This is a genomic window from Ruegeria sp. CDSA021, from assembly GCF_059612325.1.
Window position 1 is genome coordinate 30,855 of the sequence record NZ_JBXWQJ010000008.1, and the last position, 23,087, is coordinate 53,941.

The 23,087-nt window shown below is 58.0% G+C and carries 23 protein-coding genes; 14 read left to right on the top strand and 9 right to left on the bottom strand.

The features are described 5' to 3' along the window. Positions 1–26: 26 nt before the first annotated feature. Positions 27–1,022, bottom strand: coding sequence for a GT-B fold glycosyltransferase domain-containing protein (locus AC2FLD_RS12270; protein WP_496673643.1), 996 nt, complete (start codon positions 1,020–1,022; stop codon positions 27–29). Between the two features lie 141 nt (positions 1,023–1,163). Between AC2FLD_RS12270 and AC2FLD_RS12275 the strand changes: the two genes are divergently transcribed. From AC2FLD_RS12275 to preA, 4 genes are all read left to right on the top strand, one after another. Next, positions 1,164–1,796 carry a cupin domain-containing protein gene (locus AC2FLD_RS12275; RefSeq protein ID WP_496673640.1) on the top strand — a complete coding sequence of 211 codons (633 nt, stop codon included), beginning with the start codon at positions 1,164–1,166 and terminating at the stop codon, positions 1,794–1,796. A gap of 159 nt (positions 1,797–1,955) precedes the next feature. After that, positions 1,956–3,290 carry an NAD(P)-dependent oxidoreductase gene (locus AC2FLD_RS12280; RefSeq protein WP_496673637.1) on the top strand — a complete coding sequence of 445 codons (1,335 nt, stop codon included), beginning with the start codon at positions 1,956–1,958 and terminating at the stop codon, positions 3,288–3,290. A gap of 46 nt (positions 3,291–3,336) precedes the next feature. After that, complete coding sequence (locus tag AC2FLD_RS12285) at positions 3,337–4,173, top strand: methyltransferase domain-containing protein (protein WP_496673634.1); 837 nt, start codon at positions 3,337–3,339, stop codon at positions 4,171–4,173. A gap of 18 nt (positions 4,174–4,191) precedes the next feature. Then, complete coding sequence (gene preA / locus AC2FLD_RS12290; protein ID WP_050603625.1) at positions 4,192–5,496, top strand: NAD-dependent dihydropyrimidine dehydrogenase subunit PreA; 1,305 nt, start codon at positions 4,192–4,194, stop codon at positions 5,494–5,496. A gap of 47 nt (positions 5,497–5,543) precedes the next feature. Here preA and AC2FLD_RS12295 read toward each other — a convergent pair whose 3' ends face one another. Beyond that, positions 5,544–6,152 (bottom strand): TetR family transcriptional regulator C-terminal domain-containing protein, encoded by a 609-nt coding sequence (locus AC2FLD_RS12295; RefSeq protein WP_496673631.1) that lies wholly within the window; start codon positions 6,150–6,152, stop codon positions 5,544–5,546. Between the two features lie 171 nt (positions 6,153–6,323). Here AC2FLD_RS12295 and AC2FLD_RS12300 point away from each other — a divergent pair, with 171 nt between their 5' ends. From AC2FLD_RS12300 to AC2FLD_RS12345, 10 genes are all read left to right on the top strand, one after another. Continuing rightward, positions 6,324–7,574: a Zn-dependent hydrolase gene (locus AC2FLD_RS12300; RefSeq protein WP_496673628.1), complete on the top strand. Its 1,251-nt coding sequence runs from the start codon at positions 6,324–6,326 to the stop codon at positions 7,572–7,574. Positions 7,575–7,666: 92 nt separating this feature from the next. Beyond that, positions 7,667–9,121 carry a dihydropyrimidinase gene (gene hydA / locus AC2FLD_RS12305; protein ID WP_496673625.1) on the top strand — a complete coding sequence of 485 codons (1,455 nt, stop codon included), beginning with the start codon at positions 7,667–7,669 and terminating at the stop codon, positions 9,119–9,121. Positions 9,122–9,176: 55 nt separating this feature from the next. After that, entirely contained in the window at positions 9,177–9,974 is a 798-nt protein-coding gene (locus AC2FLD_RS12310) for an ABC transporter ATP-binding protein (RefSeq protein ID WP_496673623.1), read from the top strand. Further along, positions 9,964–10,407, top strand: coding sequence for a GNAT family N-acetyltransferase (locus AC2FLD_RS12315; RefSeq protein WP_496673621.1), 444 nt, complete (start codon positions 9,964–9,966; stop codon positions 10,405–10,407). The genes AC2FLD_RS12310 and AC2FLD_RS12315 overlap by 11 nt, the downstream gene beginning before the upstream one ends. Next, positions 10,404–11,321 carry an ABC transporter permease gene (locus AC2FLD_RS12320; RefSeq protein ID WP_496673618.1) on the top strand — a complete coding sequence of 306 codons (918 nt, stop codon included), beginning with the start codon at positions 10,404–10,406 and terminating at the stop codon, positions 11,319–11,321. The genes AC2FLD_RS12315 and AC2FLD_RS12320 overlap by 4 nt, the downstream gene beginning before the upstream one ends. Then, positions 11,318–12,163 (top strand): ABC transporter permease, encoded by an 846-nt coding sequence (locus tag AC2FLD_RS12325; protein ID WP_496673615.1) that lies wholly within the window; start codon positions 11,318–11,320, stop codon positions 12,161–12,163. The genes AC2FLD_RS12320 and AC2FLD_RS12325 overlap by 4 nt, the downstream gene beginning before the upstream one ends. Before the next feature lie 63 nt (positions 12,164–12,226). Then, positions 12,227–13,222 (top strand): ABC transporter substrate-binding protein, encoded by a 996-nt coding sequence (locus AC2FLD_RS12330; protein WP_496673613.1) that lies wholly within the window; start codon positions 12,227–12,229, stop codon positions 13,220–13,222. Between the two features lie 158 nt (positions 13,223–13,380). Further along, entirely contained in the window at positions 13,381–14,094 is a 714-nt protein-coding gene (locus AC2FLD_RS12335) for an ABC transporter permease (protein WP_496673610.1), read from the top strand. Then, a complete protein-coding gene (locus tag AC2FLD_RS12340; protein WP_496673607.1) occupies positions 14,087–14,821 on the top strand; it encodes an ATP-binding cassette domain-containing protein in 735 nt (244 codons plus the stop codon). The genes AC2FLD_RS12335 and AC2FLD_RS12340 overlap by 8 nt, the downstream gene beginning before the upstream one ends. 21 nt (positions 14,822–14,842) lie before the next feature. Next, positions 14,843–15,658: an ABC transporter substrate-binding protein gene (locus AC2FLD_RS12345; RefSeq protein ID WP_496672662.1), complete on the top strand. Its 816-nt coding sequence runs from the start codon at positions 14,843–14,845 to the stop codon at positions 15,656–15,658. Between the two features lie 61 nt (positions 15,659–15,719). On the opposite strand, the gene AC2FLD_RS12350 is transcribed toward AC2FLD_RS12345, so the two are convergent. The 7 genes from AC2FLD_RS12350 to AC2FLD_RS12380 form a co-directional block, all read right to left on the bottom strand. Further along, the gene (locus tag AC2FLD_RS12350; protein ID WP_496672659.1) at positions 15,720–16,592 is read right to left on the bottom strand and encodes a substrate-binding domain-containing protein; all 873 of its coding nucleotides are present in this window, start codon (positions 16,590–16,592) and stop codon (positions 15,720–15,722) included. Then, a complete protein-coding gene (locus tag AC2FLD_RS12355; RefSeq protein WP_256364016.1) occupies positions 16,593–16,718 on the bottom strand; it encodes a hypothetical protein in 126 nt (41 codons plus the stop codon). Positions 16,719–16,731: 13 nt separating this feature from the next. Further along, complete coding sequence (locus AC2FLD_RS12360; protein ID WP_496672656.1) at positions 16,732–17,994, bottom strand: c-type cytochrome; 1,263 nt, start codon at positions 17,992–17,994, stop codon at positions 16,732–16,734. Then, complete coding sequence (locus tag AC2FLD_RS12365; RefSeq protein WP_496672654.1) at positions 17,995–19,203, bottom strand: formate dehydrogenase subunit gamma; 1,209 nt, start codon at positions 19,201–19,203, stop codon at positions 17,995–17,997. Positions 19,204–19,278: 75 nt separating this feature from the next. After that, positions 19,279–19,872, bottom strand: coding sequence for a formate dehydrogenase FDH3 subunit beta (gene fdh3B, locus AC2FLD_RS12370; RefSeq protein WP_010439472.1), 594 nt, complete (start codon positions 19,870–19,872; stop codon positions 19,279–19,281). Between the two features lie 11 nt (positions 19,873–19,883). Continuing rightward, positions 19,884–22,778 (bottom strand): formate dehydrogenase subunit alpha, encoded by a 2,895-nt coding sequence (locus tag AC2FLD_RS12375; RefSeq protein WP_496672652.1) that lies wholly within the window; start codon positions 22,776–22,778, stop codon positions 19,884–19,886. A 105-nt stretch (positions 22,779–22,883) separates the two neighbouring features. Beyond that, positions 22,884–23,072 (bottom strand): ubiquinol-cytochrome c reductase iron-sulfur subunit N-terminal domain-containing protein, encoded by a 189-nt coding sequence (locus tag AC2FLD_RS12380; RefSeq protein ID WP_050603611.1) that lies wholly within the window; start codon positions 23,070–23,072, stop codon positions 22,884–22,886. Positions 23,073–23,087: the final 15 nt, after the last annotated feature.

Below are 23,087 nucleotides of genomic sequence, written 5' to 3' on the forward strand. Positions count from 1 at the left end.
TTGCCCGCTTGCGCACAACGATCCTGTCAGCGCAGCCAAAGCCCTTTGCTTTTGATCGTGTTGCGGATGGCCTGTTCGCGTCGCGGCAGGTTGTCCTGATCAAACAGGGACCGGATTCTTGCGCCTTTCCCCTGCAGAACCAGCTTTTTCAGCGGATCATATTGCTTGAGCACCTTCTTGACCTTGTTTGGTGCCACAACGGTTTCCAATACCTCGATAACGTGATCACTTTCACGGGCGTAGAGCATGGGGAACAGGCGGTAGTGACAGCTGACAGAGCCGTCGAGCAGACCGTCGGGCAGCGCATCCCGACCACCGCCGAACGAATGGATGACAAGGGGAAGGGCGGCCTGATCCAGCCACGGGTCAAGATTTTGACCCGTCAGTTCCGGAATATGTTCATCTCGGATCGCTTTGGCATAGTCCAGATAGCGCTCGCCAAAAATTCTTGGGCACTTGTAAAAGAAATAACCCGCGTTGAAATACAGATACCGCCGCCAGTAATCATGGGGTTGGCTGGTATCCAGCGAGTCTTCGAAATCCAGCCCGAACCGCTGATACAGTGCCCGCCAGATACCGTCGAATCCGGGGCCGTAGAGCGTTGGCTTTGGCCATGTCCCCTCAACCTTCAACGACGCGCCGGGGTGGTCGAAATCAAAGGGCACGGTTGAGATGTCACCGGTGATCAGCGTGTCGGTGTCAAAGAACACAAAGGGTTCATCTTCTGGCAGGGCCAACAGGGCCTCGATCTTGTTGCCGTAAGGGTAACTTTCGCCAAAGACATGCGAGTCGAAAGGCAAAATTTCGGCATCCAATTGGTTCAGCGCCTTCAGAACATCTTCGTCCTGAATGCTGGGGTTCTGGCCCCAACGTGGTCCGGGATTGGGCGTGGCGACAAACAGCCTGCCTTCAAATTGGGGTGAGCTGTGGCGCAACGATGCGGCAAATAACAGGGCCTCGTATTGCAGGCGATTGTTTTGCCCGACAACGGCGATGTTAAATTTCTGTGGATTTGCTTGCATCTGCGCCCGTTCCCGATGGGTGCGTGACCCAGCACCCTTCGTCCCGGAGTACAACACCAAACCCAAGCCGTCAAAAGCCGAAAGTTTGCAATTCCATCGCAAGTTCCCATTTCTATCAGGATCACTAAAAAAGAGGCGAACATGCGGATCAACGCAGATTTCACCAAGCGGGTTGCGGTTCATTTTGACGAAACCGAATGGGTGGCTTCCCCAGCCGCAGGGGTTGAGCGCAAAATGCTGGATCGCATTGGCGACGAGGTTGCCCGCGCCACGACAATCGTCCGCTTTGCCCCCGGAAGTGCATTTTCGGCACATACGCATGATGGTGGAGAGGAATACCTGGTTCTCGATGGTGTTTTTCAGGATGAAACCGGGGATTTCCCTGTTGGAAGTTACGTGCGCAATCCGCCCACTTCGTCTCATACGCCATCGGCAGCCGAAGGGGCGACCATTCTGGTCAAGCTCCACCAGTTCAACCCGCAAGATCGGACAGAGGTGCGAAAGTCTGTCAACGGTGCAGATGATATGCAGCTGTTCCAAGACGACCATGAAGATGTTCACGTGCAAAGCTGGGCTGCAGGGGACACAATTGAGTTGAACGCCGACCAAGGCATGGAGGTCTTTGTCATTGACGGGGGCTTTGCCGAAAAGGGCGAGCAATTCGCGAAATGGGACTGGTTGCGCTTGCCGCCGGGTACGCGAACGCAGGCCATTGCAGGGCAGCTCGGCGCGCGGGTTTGGACCAAGTCCGGTCACCTCGGTACCATGATCTGAGGTCTCGTCCGCCTCAAAATTACACAAAACCAAACGTAATCCGGGTCATTTGGCCCGGTTTTTTAAATTTTTGACCCTTTGATAAATTTTACCAATTGATAAAATTTTTTTTTGTGGCAAGCTGAGAGCATAACAAACATATCTACAGGGAGTAGAGTGATGGCACAGGGCCAGATGGCACCCGGGATCGTCTCCGGGCGGCTTTCAAGCGATGAGCTGACCTCGAATTTCACCGATCTGCATCCGCCGCTGGCCCCGCACGAGGCCGCCGTTGCCGCAGATCGCTGTTATTTCTGCTATGACGCACCATGCGTAACCGCGTGTCCAACGGATATCGATATTCCGTTGTTCATTCGCCAGATTCAGGCCGGGCAGCCACAATCGGCGGGGCGGACTATTCTTGAACAGAACATTCTGGGCGGGATGTGCGCCCGTGTCTGCCCGACAGAAACACTATGTGAAGAGGCCTGTGTTCGCGAAACCGCCGAGGGTAAACCGGTTGAGATCGGTCGCCTGCAGCGCTTTGCGACCGATGACATCATGGCCTCGGGTGCGCATCCGTTCGACCGTGCGGCCTCGACCGGCAAGACAGTGGCTGTTGTCGGGGCAGGGCCCGCAGGTTTGGCCTGTGCGCATCGGCTGGCGATGCTGGGCCATGACGTCGTGATCCATGAAAGCAAACCCAAGCCCGGTGGGCTGAACGAATATGGCATCGCTGCCTATAAATCGACCAATGACTTTGCTCAGGCCGAGGTAGACTGGCTGCTGAAAATAGGCGGCATCGCGATTGAAACCGGATCGGTTCTGGGTGAAAGCATCTCGCTGGAGGGTCTTGTCGAAAACTACGATGCGGTTTTTCTGTCCATCGGCCTCGTCGGCGTAAACGCCCTGCGTGCAGGCGGTGTCGACAAGGACGGTGTGCGGGCTGCGGTCGATTTCATCTCGGACGTGCGGCAGGCCAGCGACCTCGCCAATCTGCCGGTAGGTCGAAATGTTGTTGTCATTGGCGGGGGCATGACAGCGGTGGATGCGGCTGTGAAGTCCAAGCTGCTGGGCGCGGAACACGTTACCATTGCGTACCGCCGAGGTCGCGACGCCATGGGCGCAAGCCGGTATGAACAGGATTTGGCGGCCTCGCACGGCGTTCGAATCCTGCCCAATGTGCAGCCTGTGGCTGTACACGGCAACGGAACTGCAGCCGAGATCGAACTGGAATATACGTCCAGCCAGAACGGTCAGCTCACGGGTACTGGCGAGACGATCCGTCTGCCGGCCGATCAGGTGCTCAAAGCCATCGGTCAAACGTTGGAGGGCGCGCCAGAAGGGCTGACTCTGGACGGCAACAAGATTGCCGTTAGCGGGGCTGGCCGCACCTCCTTGACCGGGGTCTGGGCAGGCGGTGATTGCGCTGCGGGGGGTGAAGACCTGACTGTGACCGCTGTTGCCGAAGGTCGGGACGCGGCGATGGACATCCACGCGACGCTCGTTTCGTGATAGGGTGGGGTACTCACCCCGTTCCTTTCGCTGCTGAGGTATTCCCATGTCCCAGATCGAACAAGCTGTTGCTCAACATTATACCACCGGTGCCCTGACCGAACGCGTCCGCGCGGCGCTTGAGGCCAGCGGCATCGATCCCGATGCGGCCACCGTTGCTGATCTGAAGGCAGGGGACGAGTTCCACACGGGCGGCGTTTTGGCGACGGACAACCTGTTTGGGCAACTGTCGCCGACCCATGCAACACGCATTCTTGACGTTGGGTGCGGTATTGGTGGTACCTCCAGGTACATCGTGGATCGCTATGATTCAACGGTGACCGGCATAGATCTGACGCCGGAATTCGTTGAAACGGCTACAGCGCTGAGCGACCTGGTCGGGCATTCCGAGAAGGCCAGTTTTCACGTGGGCAGCGCATTGGATATGCCGGTGCCAGATGCGGGATTTGACCTTGCGGTCATGATGCATGTTGGCATGAACATCGAGGATAAGACTGGGCTTTTTGCCGAAGTGTCGCGGACGCTCGCCACGGGTGGTACCTTTGCCCTGTTCGATGTCATGGGCGGAGACATGGATGAGCCGCTGGCTTTCCCGCTTCCCTGGTCCACTGTGCCAGAGACTTCCTTCGTTCACGCCCCAGACGTTTACAAAGACGCAGCGGCAGCGGCGGGACTTGAACTTGAGACCGAAGCCGACCGCACCGAATTTGCGATACAGTTCTTCGAGGATGTCTTTGCCAAAATTGCTGAAAGCGGCCCCGCGCCGCTGGGGATCCACCTGTTGATGGGCGAGACGGCGCCCGAAAAGTTCCAGAACTACGTCACAAACCTCAAGGCCGGGCGCATCCGCCCGACTGAAATGATATTCAAGAAATCCGGCTGAGCCGGGAAGGGAGAAGCCATGGCCGATCTGACGACAAACTTTCTGGGCATTTCCAGCCCCAACCCTTACTGGCTGGCCTCAGCGCCGCCGACCGACAAGGAATATAACGTCCGGCGTGCCTTCGAGGCCGGATGGGGTGGTGTTGTCTGGAAAACGCTGGGGGCCGAAGGCCCACCGGTCGTGAATGTGAACGGCCCACGCTATGGCGCGATTTATGGGGCTGACCGCAGGTTGCTGGGCCTGAACAACATCGAATTGATCACTGACCGGCCATTGGAAGTGAACCTCGAGGAAATGGCGCGGGTCAAGGCGGACTACCCGGATCGCGCGCTGATCGCCTCGATCATGGTTCCGTGTGAGGAAGAGGCATGGAAGGCGATTCTGCCGCGCGTCGCAGAAACCGGCGCCGATGGGATCGAACTGAACTTCGGCTGTCCCCACGGTATGAGTGAGCGTGGTATGGGTTCGGCCGTAGGTCAGGTGCCGGAATACATCGAAATGGTCACGCGCTGGTGCAAGAAATACTATGACCGCCCTGTCATCGTGAAGCTAACGCCGAATATCACGGATGTCCGCAAACCAGCTGCGGCAGCCAGAAATGGTGGTGCGGATGCTGTGTCGCTGATCAACACGATCAACTCGATCACCAGCGTCAATCTGGACACGTTCAGCCCAGAGCCGTCGATCGACGGCAAAGGCAGCCACGGTGGCTATTGCGGCCCTGCGGTGAAGCCGATTGCTCTGTCCATGGTATCCGAAATCGCGCGGGCTGAGGCCACGCATGGCATGCCGATCTCGGGCATTGGCGGCGTCACCACATGGCGCGACGCGGCTGAATTCATTTCGCTGGGTTGCGGCAATGTTCAAGTTTGTACTGCCGCGATGACCTATGGCTTCAAGATCATCGACGAGTTGACGGCGGGTCTGTCTGAATGGATGGATGAAAAAGGCTATTCCAGCATTGACGAGGTGATCGGTCGAGCGGTGCCCAATGTCACCGACTGGAAGTATCTGAACCTGAACTATATCGCCAAAGCGAAGATCGATCAGGACCAGTGCATCAAATGTGGCCGTTGCTATGCGGCCTGCGAAGACACCAGCCACCAGGCGATTTCGATGTCGGAGGACCGGGTGTTCGAGGTGATCGACGAGGAATGCGTCGCCTGTAACCTCTGTGTTGATGTCTGCCCGGTCGAAGACTGCATCTCGATGGTGCAGATGGCAGCAGGCGAGGTCGATCCGCGCACAGGTAAAGAGGTTCAGCCATCTTATGCAAACTGGACCACGCATCCGAACAACCCGATGGCCAAGGCGGCTGAGTAAAGGGATCGCAACAGATTGCCAAGGGGCCGGTTTTGCGGCCCCTTTTTTCAGGGGGTCAGAAGTTTTCGATACAATGTATCGACAAAGGGATCGGCGCCTTCAAACGGATCCTCTTCGCCCAAAATCGCACGCACCTGAACCTCGAAATCAGCGTAATGCTGCGTCAGCGCCCAGATCGAAAACATCAGGTGATAGGGGTGTACCCGCGCGATCTTTCCCTGATCCATCCAGCGCGTTAGGATCACGGTTTTTTCATCGACCAGTTCTTTGAGGTCATTGGACAAAGCCTCGTGGATACGCGGCGCGCCTTGAACCAGTTCGTTGGCAAAAAGGCGGCTTTCGCGTGGCAGTTCCTGACTCATCTGCAGCTTTCGCTGGATGTAGGACAGGATTTCTTCCATCGGATCGCCATTTTCGTCGAGGTCGTGCAGAGGGGCCAGCCAGGTCTCAAGCAGGCTCGACAAAAGCTCCGTATGGATGGCCTCTTTCGACGGGAAATAATACAGCAGATTTGGCTTGCTCAGCCCCGCCTCAGCGGCAATCTGGTCCACTGTGGACCCACGAAATCCGTGTGCTGAAAACACGTTCAGGGCGGCCTCGAGGATCGCGGCGCGGTTCTTTTTCTGAATGCGAGTCGGTGCGCGGTCTTTCGGCATGTTTTCGGCGTGTCTCTTTTTTTGTCGAAAGGCGCGGAATTCAGTGAAAATTCAAGCTGTGCCGCGCAATTTCTTGACTGATATCGAACCCGTGATAGCGTGAGTTTGACCAGATGGTCAAATCAAGACACCAAAAGCGAGCCAAATCGCAAGCAAGCAGGGAAGATGAACATGGCAGCTCCGGCGCAGAATCTCAGGATCAATGGCGACAGGTTGTGGGACAGCTTGATGGAGATGGCCAAGATCGGCCCCGGTGTGGCCGGCGGCAACAACCGTCAAACCCTGACCGACGAGGACGCCGAGGGCCGCGCCCTGTTCCAGAAATGGTGCGAGGAAGCAGGCTGTTCCATGGGCTTGGACCAGATGGGTAACATGTTTGCACACCGCGAGGGGACAGATCCGGATGCACTGCCGGTCTATGTCGGATCGCATCTGGATACGCAGCCGACGGGCGGGAAGTATGATGGTGTTCTGGGCGTTTTAGGGGGGCTGGAAATCATCCGGACCCTCAACGATCTTGGGATCAAGACGAAGCATCCCATCGTGGCGACCAATTGGACCAATGAAGAAGGCACGCGCTATGCGCCCGCCATGCTGTCTTCGGGGGTGTTCGCCGGAATGCACACGCAGGACTGGGCGTATGAGCGCGAGGATGCCGAGGGCAAAAAATTCGGTGATGAGCTCAATCGCATCGGCTGGCGCGGTGATGAGGAAGTCGGCGCGCGGAAGATGCACGCATTTTTTGAGCTGCATATCGAACAGGGCCCGATTCTGGAGGCCGAAGGTAAGGATATTGGCGTTGTTACGCACGGGCAGGGGTTGAGCTGGACCCAGATCACCGTGACCGGCAATGATGCCCATACCGGTTCAACACCGATGCCGATGCGTAAGAACGCCGGGCTGGCAATGGCGCGTATTCTGGAGAAAGTGGACGAGATTGCCTGGTCACATGCGCCACACGCAGTCGGGGCGGCAGGCCATATCGATGTGTATCCGAACTCGCGCAATGTTATCCCCGGAAAGGCAGTGTTCACGGTCGATTTCCGCTCGCCCGAGTTGGATGTAATCACCGACATGGAGAACCGTCTGCGGGTGGCAGCTGAAGATATCGTGGAAGACATGGGCTTACAGATCGAGTTCGAAAAGGTCGGCGGGTTCGATCCGGTGAAATTCGACGACGATTGCGTGTCTGCCGTGCGCGACGCGGCCGAGCGGCTGGGCTATTCGCATACAGATATCATCTCGGGCGCGGGGCATGACGCCTGCTGGATCAACCGGGTGGCACCGACGGCGATGATCATGTGCCCATGCGTGGACGGGTTGAGCCACAACGAGGCGGAAGAGATCAGCAAGGAGTGGGCTTCGGCTGGGGCGGATGTTCTGTTGCACGCAGTCGTCGAGACGGCTGAGATCGTGGAATAGGGGGCTCTGCCCCCGTCGCCTGACGGGCGACTCCCCCGGGATATTTTTAGCCAGATGAAGCAAGCGGCGCAGACCGCATCAGGGAGATTATAATGAGCACAGTTATCAAGAACGGAACAGTCGTCACTGCGGATTTGTCTTACAAAGCGGATGTCCTGGTCGAAGGGGGTGTGATCACCGAGATCGGGATGGATCTGAGGGGGGACAAGGAACTGGATGCAACCGGCTGTTATGTGATGCCGGGCGGGATCGATCCGCATACCCACTTGGAGATGCCTTTTATGGGCACCTATTCCAGCGACGATTTCGAAAGCGGCACACGCGCGGCTTTGGCCGGTGGCACGACGATGGTCGTGGATTTTGCGTTGCCCAACCCCGGCGAAAGCCTGCTGGATGCGTTGAAGCGCTGGGACAACAAATCGACACGGGCGAATTGTGATTATTCGTTCCACATGGCGGTTACATGGTGGGGCGAACAGGTCTTCGACGACATCAAGACAGTGATTGAGACGCGCGGCATCAACACGTTCAAGCATTTCATGGCCTATAAGGGCGCGTTGATGGTGAATGATGATGAGCTGTTTGCATCTTTTAAACGCCTGGCCGAGTTAGGTGGAACTGCTATGGTGCATGCCGAGAATGGTGATGTGGTGGCCGAGCTAAGCGCCAAGCTGCTGGCTGAGGGCAATACCGGGCCAGAGGCACACGCTTATTCGCGCCCACCGCAGGTTGAAGGCGAGGCCACGAACCGGGCCATCATGATTGCCGATATGGCGGGGGTTCCGCTTTATGTAGTGCATACGTCCTGCGAAGAAGCACATGAGGCCATTCGGCGCGCCAAGATGCAGGGCAAACGGGTGTGGGGGGAACCTCTGATCCAGCATCTCACACTGGATGAGAGCGAATATTTCAATAAGGACTGGGATCACGCAGCGCGCCGGGTCATGAGCCCCCCATTCCGGAACAAGCAGCATCAGGACAGCCTTTGGAACGGTCTTCAGTCTGGGTCTCTGAGTGTTGTGGCCACAGACCATTGTGCCTTTACCACCGAGCAGAAGCGCTATGGTGTGGGCGATTTTACCAAGATTCCGAACGGGACCGGAGGACTTGAAGACCGGATGCCAATGCTATGGACCCACGGGGTGAATACAGGGCGTCTGACACCAAATGAGTTCGTTGCTGTCACTTCAACTAACATCGCCAAGATATTGAATTGCTACCCGAAAAAGGGTGCGGTTCTTGTTGGTGCGGATGCGGATCTGGTGGTTTGGGACCCTGAAAAAACCAAGACGATCCGCGCCGATGTGCAACAATCTTCGATTGACTACAACGTGTTCGAAGGCAAAGAGGTCAAAGGTCTGCCACGCTTTACGCTGACACGAGGCCACGTGGCGGTGCACGATGGCGAGATCCGGACGCAGGAAGGTCACGGTGACTTTGTGGCGCGCGAGGCGAACACGACCGTCAACAAGGCTTTGAGCACGTGGAAAGAGCTGACAGCCCCAAGACCCGTTGAGCGGACGGGCATTCCGGCGACCGGTGTTTGATCCGTTTGGGCCGCTTTACAGGCGGCCCTGACGCCACTCTTTTCAAGGCAATAAAATGAACACTGAAAGCACGACCCAGCCCGTCATCGAGGCAAGGCAGCTGGACCTCACCTTCCAAACCAACGACGGCCCGATCCACGCGCTCAAGGACGTGAACCTGACGATCGAAAAGGGCGAATTTGTCAGCTTCATCGGGCCGTCCGGATGCGGCAAAACCACGTTTCTGCGGTGTATCGCGGCGCTGGAAACACCCACGGGCGGGACGCTGACCGTGAATGGCATGACCCCCGATGAAGCGCGTCGAAACCGGGCATATGGGTACGTCTTTCAAGCGGCTGGGCTTTACCCATGGCGCACAATCGCCAAGAACATCAAGCTGCCTCTTGAGATTATGGGATACTATGCTGCCGAGCAGGAAGAACGGGTGAGCAAGGTCTTGGAACTTGTTGATCTTGCTGGGTTTGGAAGCAAGTTCCCCTGGCAATTGTCTGGTGGGATGCAGCAGCGGGCCAGTATCGCGCGGGCGCTGGCCTTCGATGCCGACATCCTGCTGATGGACGAACCGTTTGGCGCGTTGGATGAGATTGTGCGCGATCACCTGAACGAGCAGCTTCTGGCGCTCTGGGCGCGGACCGAAAAGACGATTGGGTTCGTGACGCATTCGATCCCCGAAGCCGTGTATCTGAGCACCAAAATCGTGGTCATGAGCCCGAGACCGGGGCGGATAACGGACGTAATCGATAGCCCTCTGCCCAAAGAACGGCCATTGGACATTCGTGACACACCGGAATTCATCGAGGTCGCGCATCGCGTGAGGGATGGACTGCGGGCGGGGCATTCCTATGACGGCTGAACTGAACGCAGATAAGATCAGACGCGCCGTGCCAGGTGACGAGACTTCCTGCGCAAGGGTCATTCATGACTGGGCAAGGCAAACAGACTGGATGCCCGAGGAACTGCCGGTGGAAGAACTGGCGAACCTGATCGGCGATGCATTCGACAGACGTGAAATCTGGGTCGCCGGTGATCCGGTCGATTGCTATATGTCTGTTGATCCCGAGCAGCAGAAGATCGGCGCGCTGTATTGTAGCCGCACTGGGCAAGGCATCGGCAAGCGGTTTGTCGAAATCGCTAAAGAGGGGAGAGAGTTTCTCTGGCTGACAACACACAGACCCAATACGGCAGCGCAGCGCTTTTATCGCCGCGAAGGGTTTGAAGTGACCGCAGAAGAACCGCCTGTACCTCCGGACACTGTGCCCGTCTATCGCATGGAGTGGCGCGCATGAAGCAGGTCTTTGCCGTTCTCACTGTTGTCGCTGTAATCGCCCTGATCTGGTACGCGGCCTGTGTTCCGATGAACATCAAGGGTGTTCTGAGTGAACTTGAACGGGGCGGGACCGAGGTTCAGCCGCCCACTGCAAGCGCGCGCCGCGACTTGGGGGAATTCGGGCTGGTTGCAAACAACACGTTTGCGATCCCCGCCGCGTGGGAGCAAAAAAAACCCCGTTTGCCATCACCCCATCAGGTCGTGATTGAACTGTGGGAAACGACTGTCGAGAAGAAGATCACCTCGAAACGGTCGCTGATCTATCATGGTTGGGTGACACTCAGCGCGACGATGCTTGGCTTTGTGATCGGTACGGGCCTGGGCATCCTTCTGGCTGTCGGGATCGTTCATAGCCGCGTGATGGATTTGTCTGTCATGCCATGGGCCATTGTAAGCCAGACGATCCCCATTATTGCGCTGGCCCCTATGATCATTGTTGTCCTGTATTCGGTTGGCGTTCAGGGGATCATCCCCAAGGCGATCATCTCGGCCTATCTGAGCTTCTTCCCGGTTGTCGTTGGTATGGTCAAAGGATTGCGCAGCCCCGATGCGATGCAGCTGGATCTGTTGCGGACCTATAGTGCCAGCCGGTCGCAGGGTTTCTGGAAACTGCGCCTGCCTGCGTCGATGCCTTACCTGTTTACGTCATTGAAAATCGGTATCGCGGCGTCTCTGGTAGGTGCAATCGTGGGTGAGCTGCCGACGGGGGCCGTTGCCGGGCTGGGCGCGCGTCTGCTGGCTGGTAGCTACTATGGCCAAACGGTTCAGATCTGGTCGGCCCTGTTTGCAGCGGCCATTCTGGCGGCCTGTCTGGTCGGACTGCTCGGAGTGATTGAACGGATGGTCCTAAAGCGGATGGGGATGGCACAATGATGTTGGTTATCTTTGCTCTGTTGCTGTGGGCTTTTGGCTGGTGGCTGAACACCCGGCTGGCCAGTGGTCCTCAGGCAAACAGCCAGTTCGTTCGCTTTCTGGCACCGGTGATTTTCGGGCTGACCGTTGTCGGCGCGTGGGAGTTGTTGGTCCGCGGACTTGAGGTGCCGTTGGTTATCCTGCCTGCGCCCTCTGCCATCGCGCTGCGCTTTGCCGATAGCCTGAGCATTCTTTGGGCGGATTTTGTTCAGACAATCCTGAAGGGTGCGCTCAGCGGTTATGTCATCGGGTGCGGAGCAGCATTCCTTATGGCCATTGCTGTGGATCGGTGGGACTTCCTGCGCCTCGGCCTTTTGCCTGTCGGGAATTTCGTGGCGGCACTTCCCATCGTCGGCACGGCACCTATCCTGGTCATGTGGTTCGGGTTTGATTGGCATTCCAAAGCGGCGGTGGTTGTTGTGATGGTGTTCTTTCCGATGCTGGTCAACACCGTGGCCGGGCTGCGTGAAGCCACCGCGATGCAGCGCGACTTGATGGAGACTTATGCTGCAACCTACTGGCAGAGTTTTCTGAAACTTCGTTTGCCTGCGGCGATGCCTTTCATTTTCAATGGGTTGAAGATTTCGACAACTTTGGCTTTGATTGGTGCCATTGTGGCAGAGTTCTTTGGCTCGCCGATCGTGGGGATGGGCTTTCGGATATCGACCAGCGTCGGTCAGCTGTCGCTTGATATGGTCTGGGCCGAGATCGTGGTGGCTGCGCTTGCCGGTACCGCCTTTTACGGCCTTGTCGCAGGCATCGAGAAGGTCGTGACGTTCTGGCACCCGTCACAACGTGGATAGGAAAAGGAATAACTCAACAGACCTCGAAAACGAGGCAACCATAAGCAACTAGGAGATATGAAGATGAACAAGCTACTTAGCGGGGCGGTTGCCGCCTTCAGTTTGGCAGCCAGCACGGCGCTAGCGGCGGACGAAGTGACGTTGCAGTTGAAATGGGTCGGGCAGGCGCAATTTGCTGGCTACTTCGTGGCGGAAGCGAAAGGTTTCTACGACGAAGAAGGGCTTGATGTCACAATCAAACCGGGTGGCCCGGACATCGCACCGGAACAGGTCATTGCCGGTGGCGGTGCAGATGTCATCACCACATGGATGGCCGCTGGTTTGGCTGCGCGCGAGCGCGGCGTTCCGTTGGTGAATATCGCACAACCGTTTAAAACGGGCGGTCTTCAGGTCAACTGCCTGAAATCCACCGGCGTCGAAACGCCCGAGGATTTCCCCGGCCGCACCATGGGTGTTTGGTTCTTTGGCAATGAATATCCGTTCTACGCCTGGATGGCGTCCTTGGGCATCGAAACGGACGGCGCAGATGATAACGGCGTCACTGTTTTGAAACAGGCGTTTTCTGCAGATCCTCTGATCCAGGGGCAGGCGGATTGCATTTCCACCATGACTTACAACGAGTACCGCCAGATCCTTCAGGCCGGTATCACACCTGAAGAGCTGGTGACGTTCAACTATCTTCAGATGGGTTTCGGGATGCTTGAAGATGGCCTTTATGTCATGGAAGAGAACCTGAGCGACCCCGCCTTCGTCGACAAGATGGAGCGTTTTGTTCGGGCCTCGATGAAAGGCTGGAAATACGCGGCTGAAAACCAGGAAGAGGCCGCCGAAATCGTGCTGGAATTCGATGAGACCGGCGCGCAGGAATTGGACCATCAGGTCTATATGATGGGTGAGGTTGCAAAGCTGATCGAAGGATCGGACGGCGCATTGGATCCTGCCGATTATGACCAGACCGTAAAAACACTGCTGTCAGCTGTTTCCGCAGAGAACCCGGCGATCACCAAAGAGCCAGACGGCGCCTGGACGCACCAGATCACGGATGCGGCGTTGAACTAACGCAATCCGATAATTCGAGCGATTTTGGCGCGGCCCCGATCGGGGCCGCGTTTTTCATTTTGGATGCCGGATTTGTGTCTGTACTCGATTGAAAACCAGGGTAGTATTTACTTGTAAATTAGCGCATTTCGTACGAAATGCAGATAATGCGGTAGAAAATGCAGGGATTTGCATCAGAATTCAGCATGGCGGTTGCTTTGATCTTCGAAGGAGACTCAGAGCTTTGGGCGATTGTGCTTTTGTCCCTGAAAGTATCCGTGTTTGCAGTGCTGATTTCTGCCCTGATCGGGATGCCTGTCGGTGCGGCTTTGGCTGTCGCCCGGTTCCCTGGACGGCGCTCGCTGATCGTACTGATGAATGCGCTAATGGGGTTCCCGCCCGTCGTCGTTGGACTGCTGGTCTATCTGATGTTGTCCCGTTCCGGCCCCTTGGGAGTGCTTGAGCTTTTGTATACCCCGACGGCCATGATCATCGCGCAGGTGGTTCTGGTCACCCCGATCGTTGCCGCGCTGACCCGGCAAGTGATCGAAATGCTGGCCGAGGAGTATTCCGAACAGTTGCGATCCTTGGGCGTGTCGCGCCTTGCATCGGTTCCTGTGCTGCTGTGGGACGCACGCCTGGCTTTGGTCACGGCCTTGTTGGCCGGATTTGGACGTGCAATTGCCGAGGTGGGTGCGGTCATCATCGTGGGCGGCAATATCAACCATGTTACGCGTGTTATGACGACAACGATTGCTCTTGAGACGTCGAAAGGCAATCTTGCGCTGGCACTGGCCTTGGGGGCAATCCTGATCGGGATTGCGGTGGTGGTAAACGCCATGGTCAGCGCCGCCAGTCTGCGGGCCGAACAGGAGGGCTTGCGCCATGCGTGATTTGCTTTGCGACATGACGAAGTGTCTGCAGGTGCGCGGCCTTCAGATCCGCCGCAACGGCAGGGCTTTGCTGGATGTTGCTGATCTGACGCTGGATGGGCCGGGCCCAACGTTGTTGCTGGGACCAAATGGTGCGGGCAAAAGTCTGTTGTTGCGGTGTTTGCACGGGTTGATCAGCCCGGATCAGGGGCGGGTCATTCAGGATGGTACACCCTTGGGTCCCGTTCACACGGCACGACAGGCCATGGTGTTTCAGCAACCGGTTCTTCTGCGGCGTTCGGTTTCGGCCAATCTGGACTTTGTCCTAAGACGACAGAAGATGGCACGTGACGCGCGCAAAACCCGGATTGCCGAATTGCTGGCCGAGGGCGGGCTGGAGGGCAAAGCCCGACAATCTGCACGATCTCTGTCCGGGGGCGAGGCGCAGCGGCTGGCGATTCTGCGCGCCTTGGCGACAGGCCCTGAAACCCTGTTTCTGGATGAACCCACCAGCGCCCTGGACCCAAGCGCCACTCAGATGATCGAACGGATGATCCAGCGCGCCTCGGCACGTGGGGTGCGGATCGTGATGGTGACGCACGACATCGGGCAGGCACGGCGGTTGGCCGCTGACATAGTCATGATGCAGGGCGGACATGTGGTGGAACATGGGTCTGCGAAACAGGTATTGGATGCCCCCGAAAGCGAGGCATCGCGTCGCTATCTGGCGGGTGGGCTGGTTACTTAAAAAGAAAAGACGGAGAATATGATGTTCCGGGCAGCTATTCGGGCAGCGGCAGTGGCACTTGGCTTAACGGCAGGGGCGGTTTCGGCGGAAACGCCGTTCATCGTCGTCCAATCCACGACATCGACGCAGAACTCTGGGTTGTTGGAGTATATTCTGCCGTGGTTCGAGGCCGAGTCCGGCATAGACGTGCGGGTTGTTGCGGTGGGAACAGGTCAGGCCATTCGCAATGCGATCAATGGGGACGGCGATGTACTGCTGGTCCATGCCAAGCCGGCCGAGGAGAAATTTGTCGCAGACGGCTGGGGCGTTGAGCGCAAAGACCTGATGTACAACGATTTTGTTCTGGTCGGCCCAAAATCGGATCCGGCCGAAATTCGTGGGGGAACCGACATTCTGGCTGCTTTGACTGCCATTGCAGAGGCTGAAGCCCCCTTTGCATCGCGTGGCGATGACAGTGGGACGCATAAGGCCGAACTGAGCCATTGGTCGGCTGCCGGGCTTGACCCAACGGGCGCCTCGGGCGCGTGGTACCGTGAAACTGGATCGGGCATGGGCGCGACCCTGAACGTGGCCAGCGGAATGGACGCCTATACGCTGACAGACCGGGCCACGTGGCTGTCCTTTGGCAACCGGGGCAATCTTGAGGTATTGGTCGAGGGCGATCCGCGCCTGTTCAATCAATACGGTGTGATCCTTGTGAACCCTGACAAGCACCATCACGTGAGGGCGGCTTCCGGTCAGCGTTTTATTGACTGGCTGACCGGGCCGGATGGGCAGGAGGCGATTGCATCCTTCCGGCTTGAGGGACAGCAGGTGTTTTTCCCAAATGCGCAATAGGTCGGACTGTGGCCAACCCTTTAAGGGTGAGTATTTTTGAAAAGATGAAGTGGTGAGGGGATCACTCACTGGCACCATTGTGGTGAATGGTGCCGGTTCCCGACAGATCATAGCCACCGAATTCCAGGGCGCGCTGTGCGAATTGATCTGAATGCAAGAGCGTCATCAGCTTTTGTATTGGTGGATCGAAAAAAGACCGCCGCCAGATCGCCAGGTCCAGCCTTTCGGAATGGGTGGGGACAAAGCCCAGGTCGTAAAGCCCGGCCAAAGCACCCAGACCAAAGCCAGCCTCGGCCTTTTGATCGTGAAGGGCGATGGCCAGTTCCTCTTCGGTGCGCGCACAGCCAGGGCGGATATCCAGATCATCTCGGCTCATGTCGTGGGCTGAAAGTTGGGCATCAAACAGATGTTGGCTGGCTGCACTGTTCTGACGCAGGATGACGCGGCGCGATTTGAGATCTTCGAAGGATTTGATGTCCGAAACACCTGGGGCAAGCAGCAGCCCGCGCTCGCGCCGGGCGACTTCATAGAGGATCACCGGGGCTTCGCCCAACGCGTCGCGCAGGGATTTGGTGTTGAATCCGCCCTCTTCGTGGATGTGCAACACTGCCGCCTGGGCGCTGCGGTCGCTCAGCCGAGTCAATCCGTCGAAGGAGCCATCATAATAGGTCGCCAGACCCGATCCGCTTTCGCGCAATGCCCAGTCCAGCAAAGGATCATGGCTGCCCGCAACAATCGGGGGCAGGGGCGGTTCGGCCACCTGCGGGCCGGATCGCGAGGCGTTGAGCCAGGCAATGATCTCGGCTCTGGGGAACAACAGTTTGCCCATGGCGCGCACGCACGGCACCTCGCCCGAAGAGGCAAGATCATAGGCTTTCCGCTCGCCAATGCGCAGCAGATCGGCCAGTTCGCGGGTGGTCAGATATTGAGACATTCAGTCCAGGCGCACCGCTGAACCAGACGTGGTGTCCGCAGCGCTGAACCCGATCCGGTCCAGCGTAGAGGGGGCTGCGACTGTAATCACGACCATCGCGACAACCGCGGCAAAAAAGGCTTTCATAGTCTCCTCCGGTTCAGTTCTGGTCGTCCGTTGCACGGCGCAGGAAGGCGATCAGGTCATCCCGGTCCTGCTGTTCTGCAATCCGTTGCATCGGCATCTTCGACCCCGGAATGTAGTGATCCGGCCCTTCATCGAAAAGGGTATTTATTGTCTGTTCATTCCAAACAATATCAGAGTCTTGCAGCGTATCCGAGTATAAATATCCGGGCAGCGATCCTGCGGGCCGCCCAAAGATACCATGCAGTGTGGGCCCCGCCCGGCGTTCGCTGTCGGGTGTCAGGCTATGGCAGATCGAGCATTTGCGGGCGAACTGACGTTCTCCGTTCTCCATCCCTTCGGGATCTTTCAGAAAACTGGGCGCGGTCGAGGCCATTTGCTGTTGATCCGACAGCTCACCTACAGGCCAGCTGTACATGGCTGCATCTATGCCGCCTGCGTGAATGTTCTGACCATCACCTGAGAATGACAGCGCCCAGACCGGTCCGCGCAGTGTTGCACGGAAATCCTGCGTGATGCGCCATTCGGTCGTGTCGATCATCATGATATAGCCTTCGCCGTCGCCAACAGCCAAAAGCCTTCGGTCCGGGCTGAGCGCCAAGGCCAGGATCGGGCGGCGGTCCAGTGTGAAGTCGCGTTCCTCACCCGTGGTCAAATCGAGGATGCGCGTCACCCCGTCCACTGCGCCATAGGCGATCCAGTTGTCCTGTGCGTTCAAAATCAATTCGTTGATGCCTAAGCCGTGTTCAACCAGACGATCTGTTTCCGCACCGGTATCAACATCCCACAGGCGCAACGATCCATCTACACCTGCGGAATAAAGTTGTGATCCATCCGGGGAAAAGACAACCGCGTTCACGCCACTGCCCGTGGGGCCGAACAGGGTGGGGGCGGCGCCATCGACGGGCCATAAGCCGATGGTGCCGTCCCAACTGGCCGTTGCTACATGAGTTTTGGAAGCAGCCACAGAAACGATCTTGCCTTTGTGCTGACCAACGATCTCTCCGCCCGGCCAGCGACGCAAAGTGAAATCATCTCCGGCGGAATAGATCGCTGTGCCGTTGAAGACGACCGCGTTTACGGCGGCTTCGTGACCTTCCAGCCATTCAGGCGTCTGGTTCGACCATAGCCCGACGGAGTTGTCGAAACTGGCTGTTGCGATCCGGCCGTCTGGTGCCGTGGCGATCCCCATGATCGGCCCGCCATGGCCTTTGAGCGTGAAGAACTCTGACCACGCGGGCAGGGGGATCACCGCAAAGGCAAAGATCAGCCAGCGCATCTATTCGGCAGGTGAGGCCGCTGCCTTGCCAGCCTCTTCTTCCTGCACCTCTTCCAACCACAGCGAGTGATGCTCGCGGGCCCATTGTTCTTCAACCTCGCCAGTACCCATGGCATCAAACGCGCCTTCCATCCCGACGGACCCGAGGTAGATATGCGCAATGATGATGGCGATGAAGACATAGGCGATCATGACGTGCCATATCTGCGCGTATTGCATTTCTTCTTGCGGCGACATCTGCACGGGCAGGTTCAGGCCCAGCAACTGTGGAATGCCGGTGGCATTGGCAACAGAGAACGTCTTGGCGAACATCGGCAGCTCGAACGGGAACAGCAGTGACAGCCCGGACACGCTGATCGAAACGCCCAGAAGGATACAGGCCCAGAAGATCACCTTTTGGCCAGCGTTGAATTTCTTGGCGGGCGGATGGCTGCCTTTGGTAAACAGCCCCCCACCGGCGGCCAGCCATTTCAGGTCAGTACGGTTGGGGATGTTGTGCGCGATCCAATTCACGGTCACGATGATCAACCCCAGCATGAAAGCCCAAGCCAGATTGTTGTGCAGCCACTTGCAACTTTGAGCGATGCTAGCAAAGCCTTCTTTTCCGAAGATCGGGATCAGGAAGTCGCGGCCATAAAGCGTCAGCAGACCGGTGATGCCAAGGACCAGGAACGACCCTGCAAACAGCCAGTGGCCAAAGCGTTCAAATCCGTCAAAGCGGGTGACGGTTCGGCCGGTCTTCTCTCCGTCGATGCGGATTTTGCCGCGGATTAGGAAGAACAGAACAATGATGCCCAGCATTCCGGCGATAATATAGGTGCCGTATTCGCGCAGGGGGCCGGTGCGGAAGGCCCACCACCACATGCCGCCATCCTGGATCAGTACGCTGTCAGCGGGGCCATGCGATGACACTGTGACATCCGCCGACCCAAAGCGCAGCGCGCGGTAGACATCGCTGTCCGAAGACACACCTCTGGGTCCAAACTGGCCCAGAAGACCTTCGACATTGCCCTGGCCGGTGTTTTCCGAGCGATAGGTGTTATCCACTTTTTCGCCCCGCTGTCGCGCGAGGATATCCTCAAGCGTTGTTGCGCCTCCGGTCTTGACGCGCTCATCCGTGGCGGGCGGGGTTTCGGTCTCGGCGGTTTGTGCAACGGTGGCCTGTGCCAACCCGAAGGTGAACAGCAATGCGATGAGTAAGCGGAACATCTGAACCTCGGTCAAAATCCCTGATCAGGCGACCCACGGATGCGGGTCGCCTGTTTGGTTCACGAAAAAGCGGTCTTAACCGTCTTTCTGGTCGTAGGCTGTGCCCCAACCCCACGCGCCCGAGCCAAACCCGCGCGCCACGACGCGTTCGCGGTAGACTGCGGATACTACGTCGCCGTCACCGGCAAGCAGGGCCTTGGTGGAACACATCTCGGCGCAGATGGGCAGTTTGCCCTCAGCGATCCGGTTGCGACCATATTTGGCGAACTCTGCGGTCGAGTGCGTTTCCTCGGGGCCGCCGGCACAGAAGGTACATTTGTCCATCTTGCCACGCGATCCGAAGTTGCCCGCCTGCGGATATTGCGGTGCGCCAAAGGGGCACGCGTAGAAGCAATAGCCGCAACCAATACACAGGTCCTTGGAATGCAGGACGACCCCTTCTTCGTTCTGATAGAAGCAGTCGACCGGGCACACCGCCATACAGGGCGCATCCGAGCAATGCATGCAGGCGACCGAGATCGAGCGTTCACCCGGGTTGCCGTCATTGATCGTCACCACCCTGCGGCGGTTGATGCCCCACGGCACTTCGTGCTCGTTCTTACACGCGGTTACGCAGGCGTTGCACTCGATGCAGCGTTCAGCGTCGCAGAGAAACTTTGCTCTAGCCATTATCGTCCTCCTTACGCTGCCCAGATTTTGCAGAGAGTACACTTGGTCTCCTGCATCTGGGTCACTGAATCATAGCCATAGGTCTGGGCGGTGTTGGTACTTTCACCCAGCACATAGGGGTCTGCTCCGGCGGGGTACTTGTGCCGCTGGTCTTCGCCCTGGAAATGGCCGCCAAAGTGGAACGGCATGAAGGCCACGCCGGCACCGACCCTATTGGTCAGCATCGCCATCACCTTGACCTTGCCGCCCTCGGGACCTTCGACCCAGACCTGTGATCCGTCGCGAATACCAAGGTTGTTGGCATCGCGCGGATTGATCTCGACGAACATGTCCTGCTGCAGCTCAGCCAGCCACGGGTTCGACCGTGTCTCATCGCCGCCGCCTTCATATTCGACCAGACGACCAGACGTCAGGATTATCGGGTAATCCTTTGAAAAGTCGTTCTTTTGGATCGAAGCATAAAGGGTAGGCAGGCGATAGGCCTGACGGTCCTCGTAGGTCGGATAGTCTTCCACCAGATCGCGACGTGGCGTATAAAGCGGCTCGCGATGGATTGGAATCGGATCCGGGAAGGTCCAGACGACCGCGCGGGCTTTGGCGTTCCCGAAGGGCGCACAGCCATGCTCAATCGCGACCCGCTGGATACCACCGGAAAGGTCGGTTTTCCAGTTGGTCTCTGGACCTGCTACGGCATCGATCGCCGCGCGTTCTTCGGCAGTCAGATCACCGTCCCAGCCAAGGTCCATCAGCATCTGCATCGTGAATTCGGGATAACCATCCTGAATTTCCGAGCCAGCGCTATAGACCCCTTCGGCCAGCAGGTTGTCGCCATCACGTTCCACGCCAAAACGGGCGCGGAATGTCAGGCCGCCTTCGGCCACCGGTTTGGACATGTCATAAAGGTTTGGTGTCCCCGTATGACCCATCTCGGCGGTTCCCCAGCACGGCCAGGGCAGACCATAGTACTCGCCGTCGTTTGGTCCGCCGATTGCCTGCAGCGTGGTTCTGTCGAACGTATGCTGGTTGGCCATATGGCTTTTCAGCCGTTCCGGCGATTGACCGGTGTAACCGATGGTCCAGAGGCCCGAGTTGAACTCACGTGTGATGCTTTCAACATTCGGGGTTTCCGGGTCATCCATTTCGATATTGCGGAAGAGCCGGTCTGCCCATCCGAACTTGTTTGCGAACTTGGCCATGATGACCTCGTCCGGCAGACTTTCGAACAGTGGTTCCACAACCTTGTCGCGCCACTGCAGCGACCGGTTCGATGCCGTGACCGAGCCACGAGTTTCGAACTGCGTACAGGCGGGCAACAGGTAAACGCCATCGGTACGGTCATGCAGAACGGCCGAGACGGTGGGATACGGGTCGATCACGACCAGCATGTCCAGCTTCTCCATCGCCGTCTTCATTTCCGTCATCCGGGTCTGCGAGTTGGGCGCGTGGCCCCACAGAACCATAGCGCGGACATTGTTGTCCTGATCCATGTTTGCCGGGTCTTCCAGAACACCATCGATCCAACGGGAAACAGGTATGCCGCGTTCGTTCTGCAGCGGCTTGTCCTTGCCTTCCTTGTCTTTGATCGAGGCGAACTGGCCAGCTAGCCATTCCGGTTCTTCACCCCAGACACGGGCCCAATGCCCCCATGCTCCCTTGGACAGACCATAGTAGCCGGGCAGGGTATGGGACAGAACACCGAGGTCCGTCGCACCCTGCACGTTGTCATGGCCGCGGAAGATGTTGGTGCCACCACCCGAGGTGCCCATGTTGCCAAGCGCAAGCTGTAGCACGCAGTAAGCGCGGGTGTTGTTGTTGCCGTTGGTATGCTGCGTGCCACCCATACACCAGATCACCGTTCCAGGACGGTTGTTGGCCATGGTGCGCGCAACACGCTTCAGCTGCGATCCCGGCGTACCGGTGACGCGTTCGACCTCATCCGGGTTCCACTTGGCGACCTCTTCACGGATCTGGTCCATCCCCCAGACACGGGTGCGGATGAACTCTTTGTCCTCCCATCCGTTGTCGAAGATGTGCCACAGAATACCCCAGACCAAAGCGACGTCGGTACCGGGGCGGAAGCGGACATATTCATCCGCATGCGCCGCGGTGCGCGTAAAGCGCGGATCGCAGACGATCAGCGGGGCGTTGTTCTGCTCTTTCGCGCGCAAAACGTGCAGCAGCGAGACCGGGTGCGCCTCGGCCGGGTTACCGCCGATAATGAAGATAGCCCGAGAGTTGTGGATGTCGTTATACGAATTGGTCATGGCGCCGTAGCCCCATGTATTCGCAACCCCCGCAACAGTGGTTGAGTGGCAGATACGGGCCTGATGGTCCACGTTGTTCGTGCCCCAATAGGCAGCAAACTTGCGGAACAGGTAGGCCTGTTCGTTGTTATGTTTGGCTGAACCCAGCCAGTATACGCTGTCCGGCCCGGATTCTTCGCGGATGCTCATCATGCCGTCGCCGATCTCGTTGATCGCTTCTTCCCAGCTGATGCGCTTCCACTCGCCGCCTTCTTTTTTCATCGGGTACTTGAGGCGGCGTTCACCATGCGCGTGCTCTCGAACGGCAGCGCCCTTGGCGCAGTGTGCGCCCAGGTTGAAGGGGCTGTCCCAACCGGGTTCCTGCCCGATCCAGACACCGTTCTGCACTTCGGCGATAACCGTACATCCGACCGAGCAATGGGTGCAGATGGATTTGATATTCTCGACGGCCTGATTGGCCGCTGTCTGGGCACTGGCTGGCGTCACGGTTCCACCCGTGGCGCTGATCGCGGCAAGACCGCCGATCGTCAGGCCCGAGCCACGCAGGAATGCGCGGCGATCGACGGTTTTTTCGCCGACCTGGGACAGGATACTTGTCCGCTGGGAGCGTCTCGCAACCCCGTTGGTCTTTTTCCTAAGCATTTGTTTCCTCCCTTGCGCGCCGTGTACGCCACGGCTGGCTTGGTACTGCTGAAGCCGACGTCAGGGCCAATCGCAACCGTCTGTCGGATGTGAAGGCGTCCGATCCTAGAACCGGGTGCTTTCGATGTACGCGCGTGTATGCGCGGTGTCCTGAATGCGGGTTTCGTCGGTCGGCAGCTCAGCTGCCTCGGCTTCCCCGGTCAGGCTTGCGGCGGCAACAGCAGCAGGCGCTGCGGTTCCGGCCAGTTTCAGGAAGTCACGGCGCGAGGCGCCTTGTTCCTTGGTCTTGCTCATGGGAACCTCCTTTCC

Excerpts from the sequence above, each read along its gene's own strand:
- AC2FLD_RS12270 (WP_496673643.1), bottom strand. The coding sequence starts at position 1,022 with ATGCAAGCAAATCCACAGAAATTTAACATCGCCGTTGTCGGGCAAAAC.
- AC2FLD_RS12275 (WP_496673640.1), top strand. The coding sequence starts at position 1,164 with ATGCGGATCAACGCAGATTTCACCAAGCGGGTTGCGGTTCATTTTGAC.
- AC2FLD_RS12280 (WP_496673637.1), top strand. The coding sequence starts at position 1,956 with ATGGCACAGGGCCAGATGGCACCCGGGATCGTCTCCGGGCGGCTTTCA.
- AC2FLD_RS12285 (WP_496673634.1), top strand. The coding sequence starts at position 3,337 with ATGTCCCAGATCGAACAAGCTGTTGCTCAACATTATACCACCGGTGCC.
- preA (WP_050603625.1), top strand. The coding sequence starts at position 4,192 with ATGGCCGATCTGACGACAAACTTTCTGGGCATTTCCAGCCCCAACCCT.
- AC2FLD_RS12295 (WP_496673631.1), bottom strand. The coding sequence starts at position 6,152 with ATGCCGAAAGACCGCGCACCGACTCGCATTCAGAAAAAGAACCGCGCC.
- AC2FLD_RS12300 (WP_496673628.1), top strand. The coding sequence starts at position 6,324 with ATGGCAGCTCCGGCGCAGAATCTCAGGATCAATGGCGACAGGTTGTGG.
- hydA (WP_496673625.1), top strand. The coding sequence starts at position 7,667 with ATGAGCACAGTTATCAAGAACGGAACAGTCGTCACTGCGGATTTGTCT.
- AC2FLD_RS12310 (WP_496673623.1), top strand. The coding sequence starts at position 9,177 with ATGAACACTGAAAGCACGACCCAGCCCGTCATCGAGGCAAGGCAGCTG.
- AC2FLD_RS12315 (WP_496673621.1), top strand. The coding sequence starts at position 9,964 with ATGACGGCTGAACTGAACGCAGATAAGATCAGACGCGCCGTGCCAGGT.
- AC2FLD_RS12320 (WP_496673618.1), top strand. The coding sequence starts at position 10,404 with ATGAAGCAGGTCTTTGCCGTTCTCACTGTTGTCGCTGTAATCGCCCTG.
- AC2FLD_RS12325 (WP_496673615.1), top strand. The coding sequence starts at position 11,318 with ATGATGTTGGTTATCTTTGCTCTGTTGCTGTGGGCTTTTGGCTGGTGG.
- AC2FLD_RS12330 (WP_496673613.1), top strand. The coding sequence starts at position 12,227 with ATGAACAAGCTACTTAGCGGGGCGGTTGCCGCCTTCAGTTTGGCAGCC.
- AC2FLD_RS12335 (WP_496673610.1), top strand. The coding sequence starts at position 13,381 with ATGCAGGGATTTGCATCAGAATTCAGCATGGCGGTTGCTTTGATCTTC.
- AC2FLD_RS12340 (WP_496673607.1), top strand. The coding sequence starts at position 14,087 with ATGCGTGATTTGCTTTGCGACATGACGAAGTGTCTGCAGGTGCGCGGC.
- AC2FLD_RS12345 (WP_496672662.1), top strand. The coding sequence starts at position 14,843 with ATGTTCCGGGCAGCTATTCGGGCAGCGGCAGTGGCACTTGGCTTAACG.
- AC2FLD_RS12350 (WP_496672659.1), bottom strand. The coding sequence starts at position 16,592 with ATGTCTCAATATCTGACCACCCGCGAACTGGCCGATCTGCTGCGCATT.
- AC2FLD_RS12355 (WP_256364016.1), bottom strand. The coding sequence starts at position 16,718 with ATGAAAGCCTTTTTTGCCGCGGTTGTCGCGATGGTCGTGATTACAGTC.
- AC2FLD_RS12360 (WP_496672656.1), bottom strand. The coding sequence starts at position 17,994 with ATGCGCTGGCTGATCTTTGCCTTTGCGGTGATCCCCCTGCCCGCGTGG.
- AC2FLD_RS12365 (WP_496672654.1), bottom strand. The coding sequence starts at position 19,203 with ATGTTCCGCTTACTCATCGCATTGCTGTTCACCTTCGGGTTGGCACAG.
- fdh3B (WP_010439472.1), bottom strand. The coding sequence starts at position 19,872 with ATGGCTAGAGCAAAGTTTCTCTGCGACGCTGAACGCTGCATCGAGTGC.
- AC2FLD_RS12375 (WP_496672652.1), bottom strand. The coding sequence starts at position 22,778 with ATGCTTAGGAAAAAGACCAACGGGGTTGCGAGACGCTCCCAGCGGACA.
- AC2FLD_RS12380 (WP_050603611.1), bottom strand. The coding sequence starts at position 23,072 with ATGAGCAAGACCAAGGAACAAGGCGCCTCGCGCCGTGACTTCCTGAAA.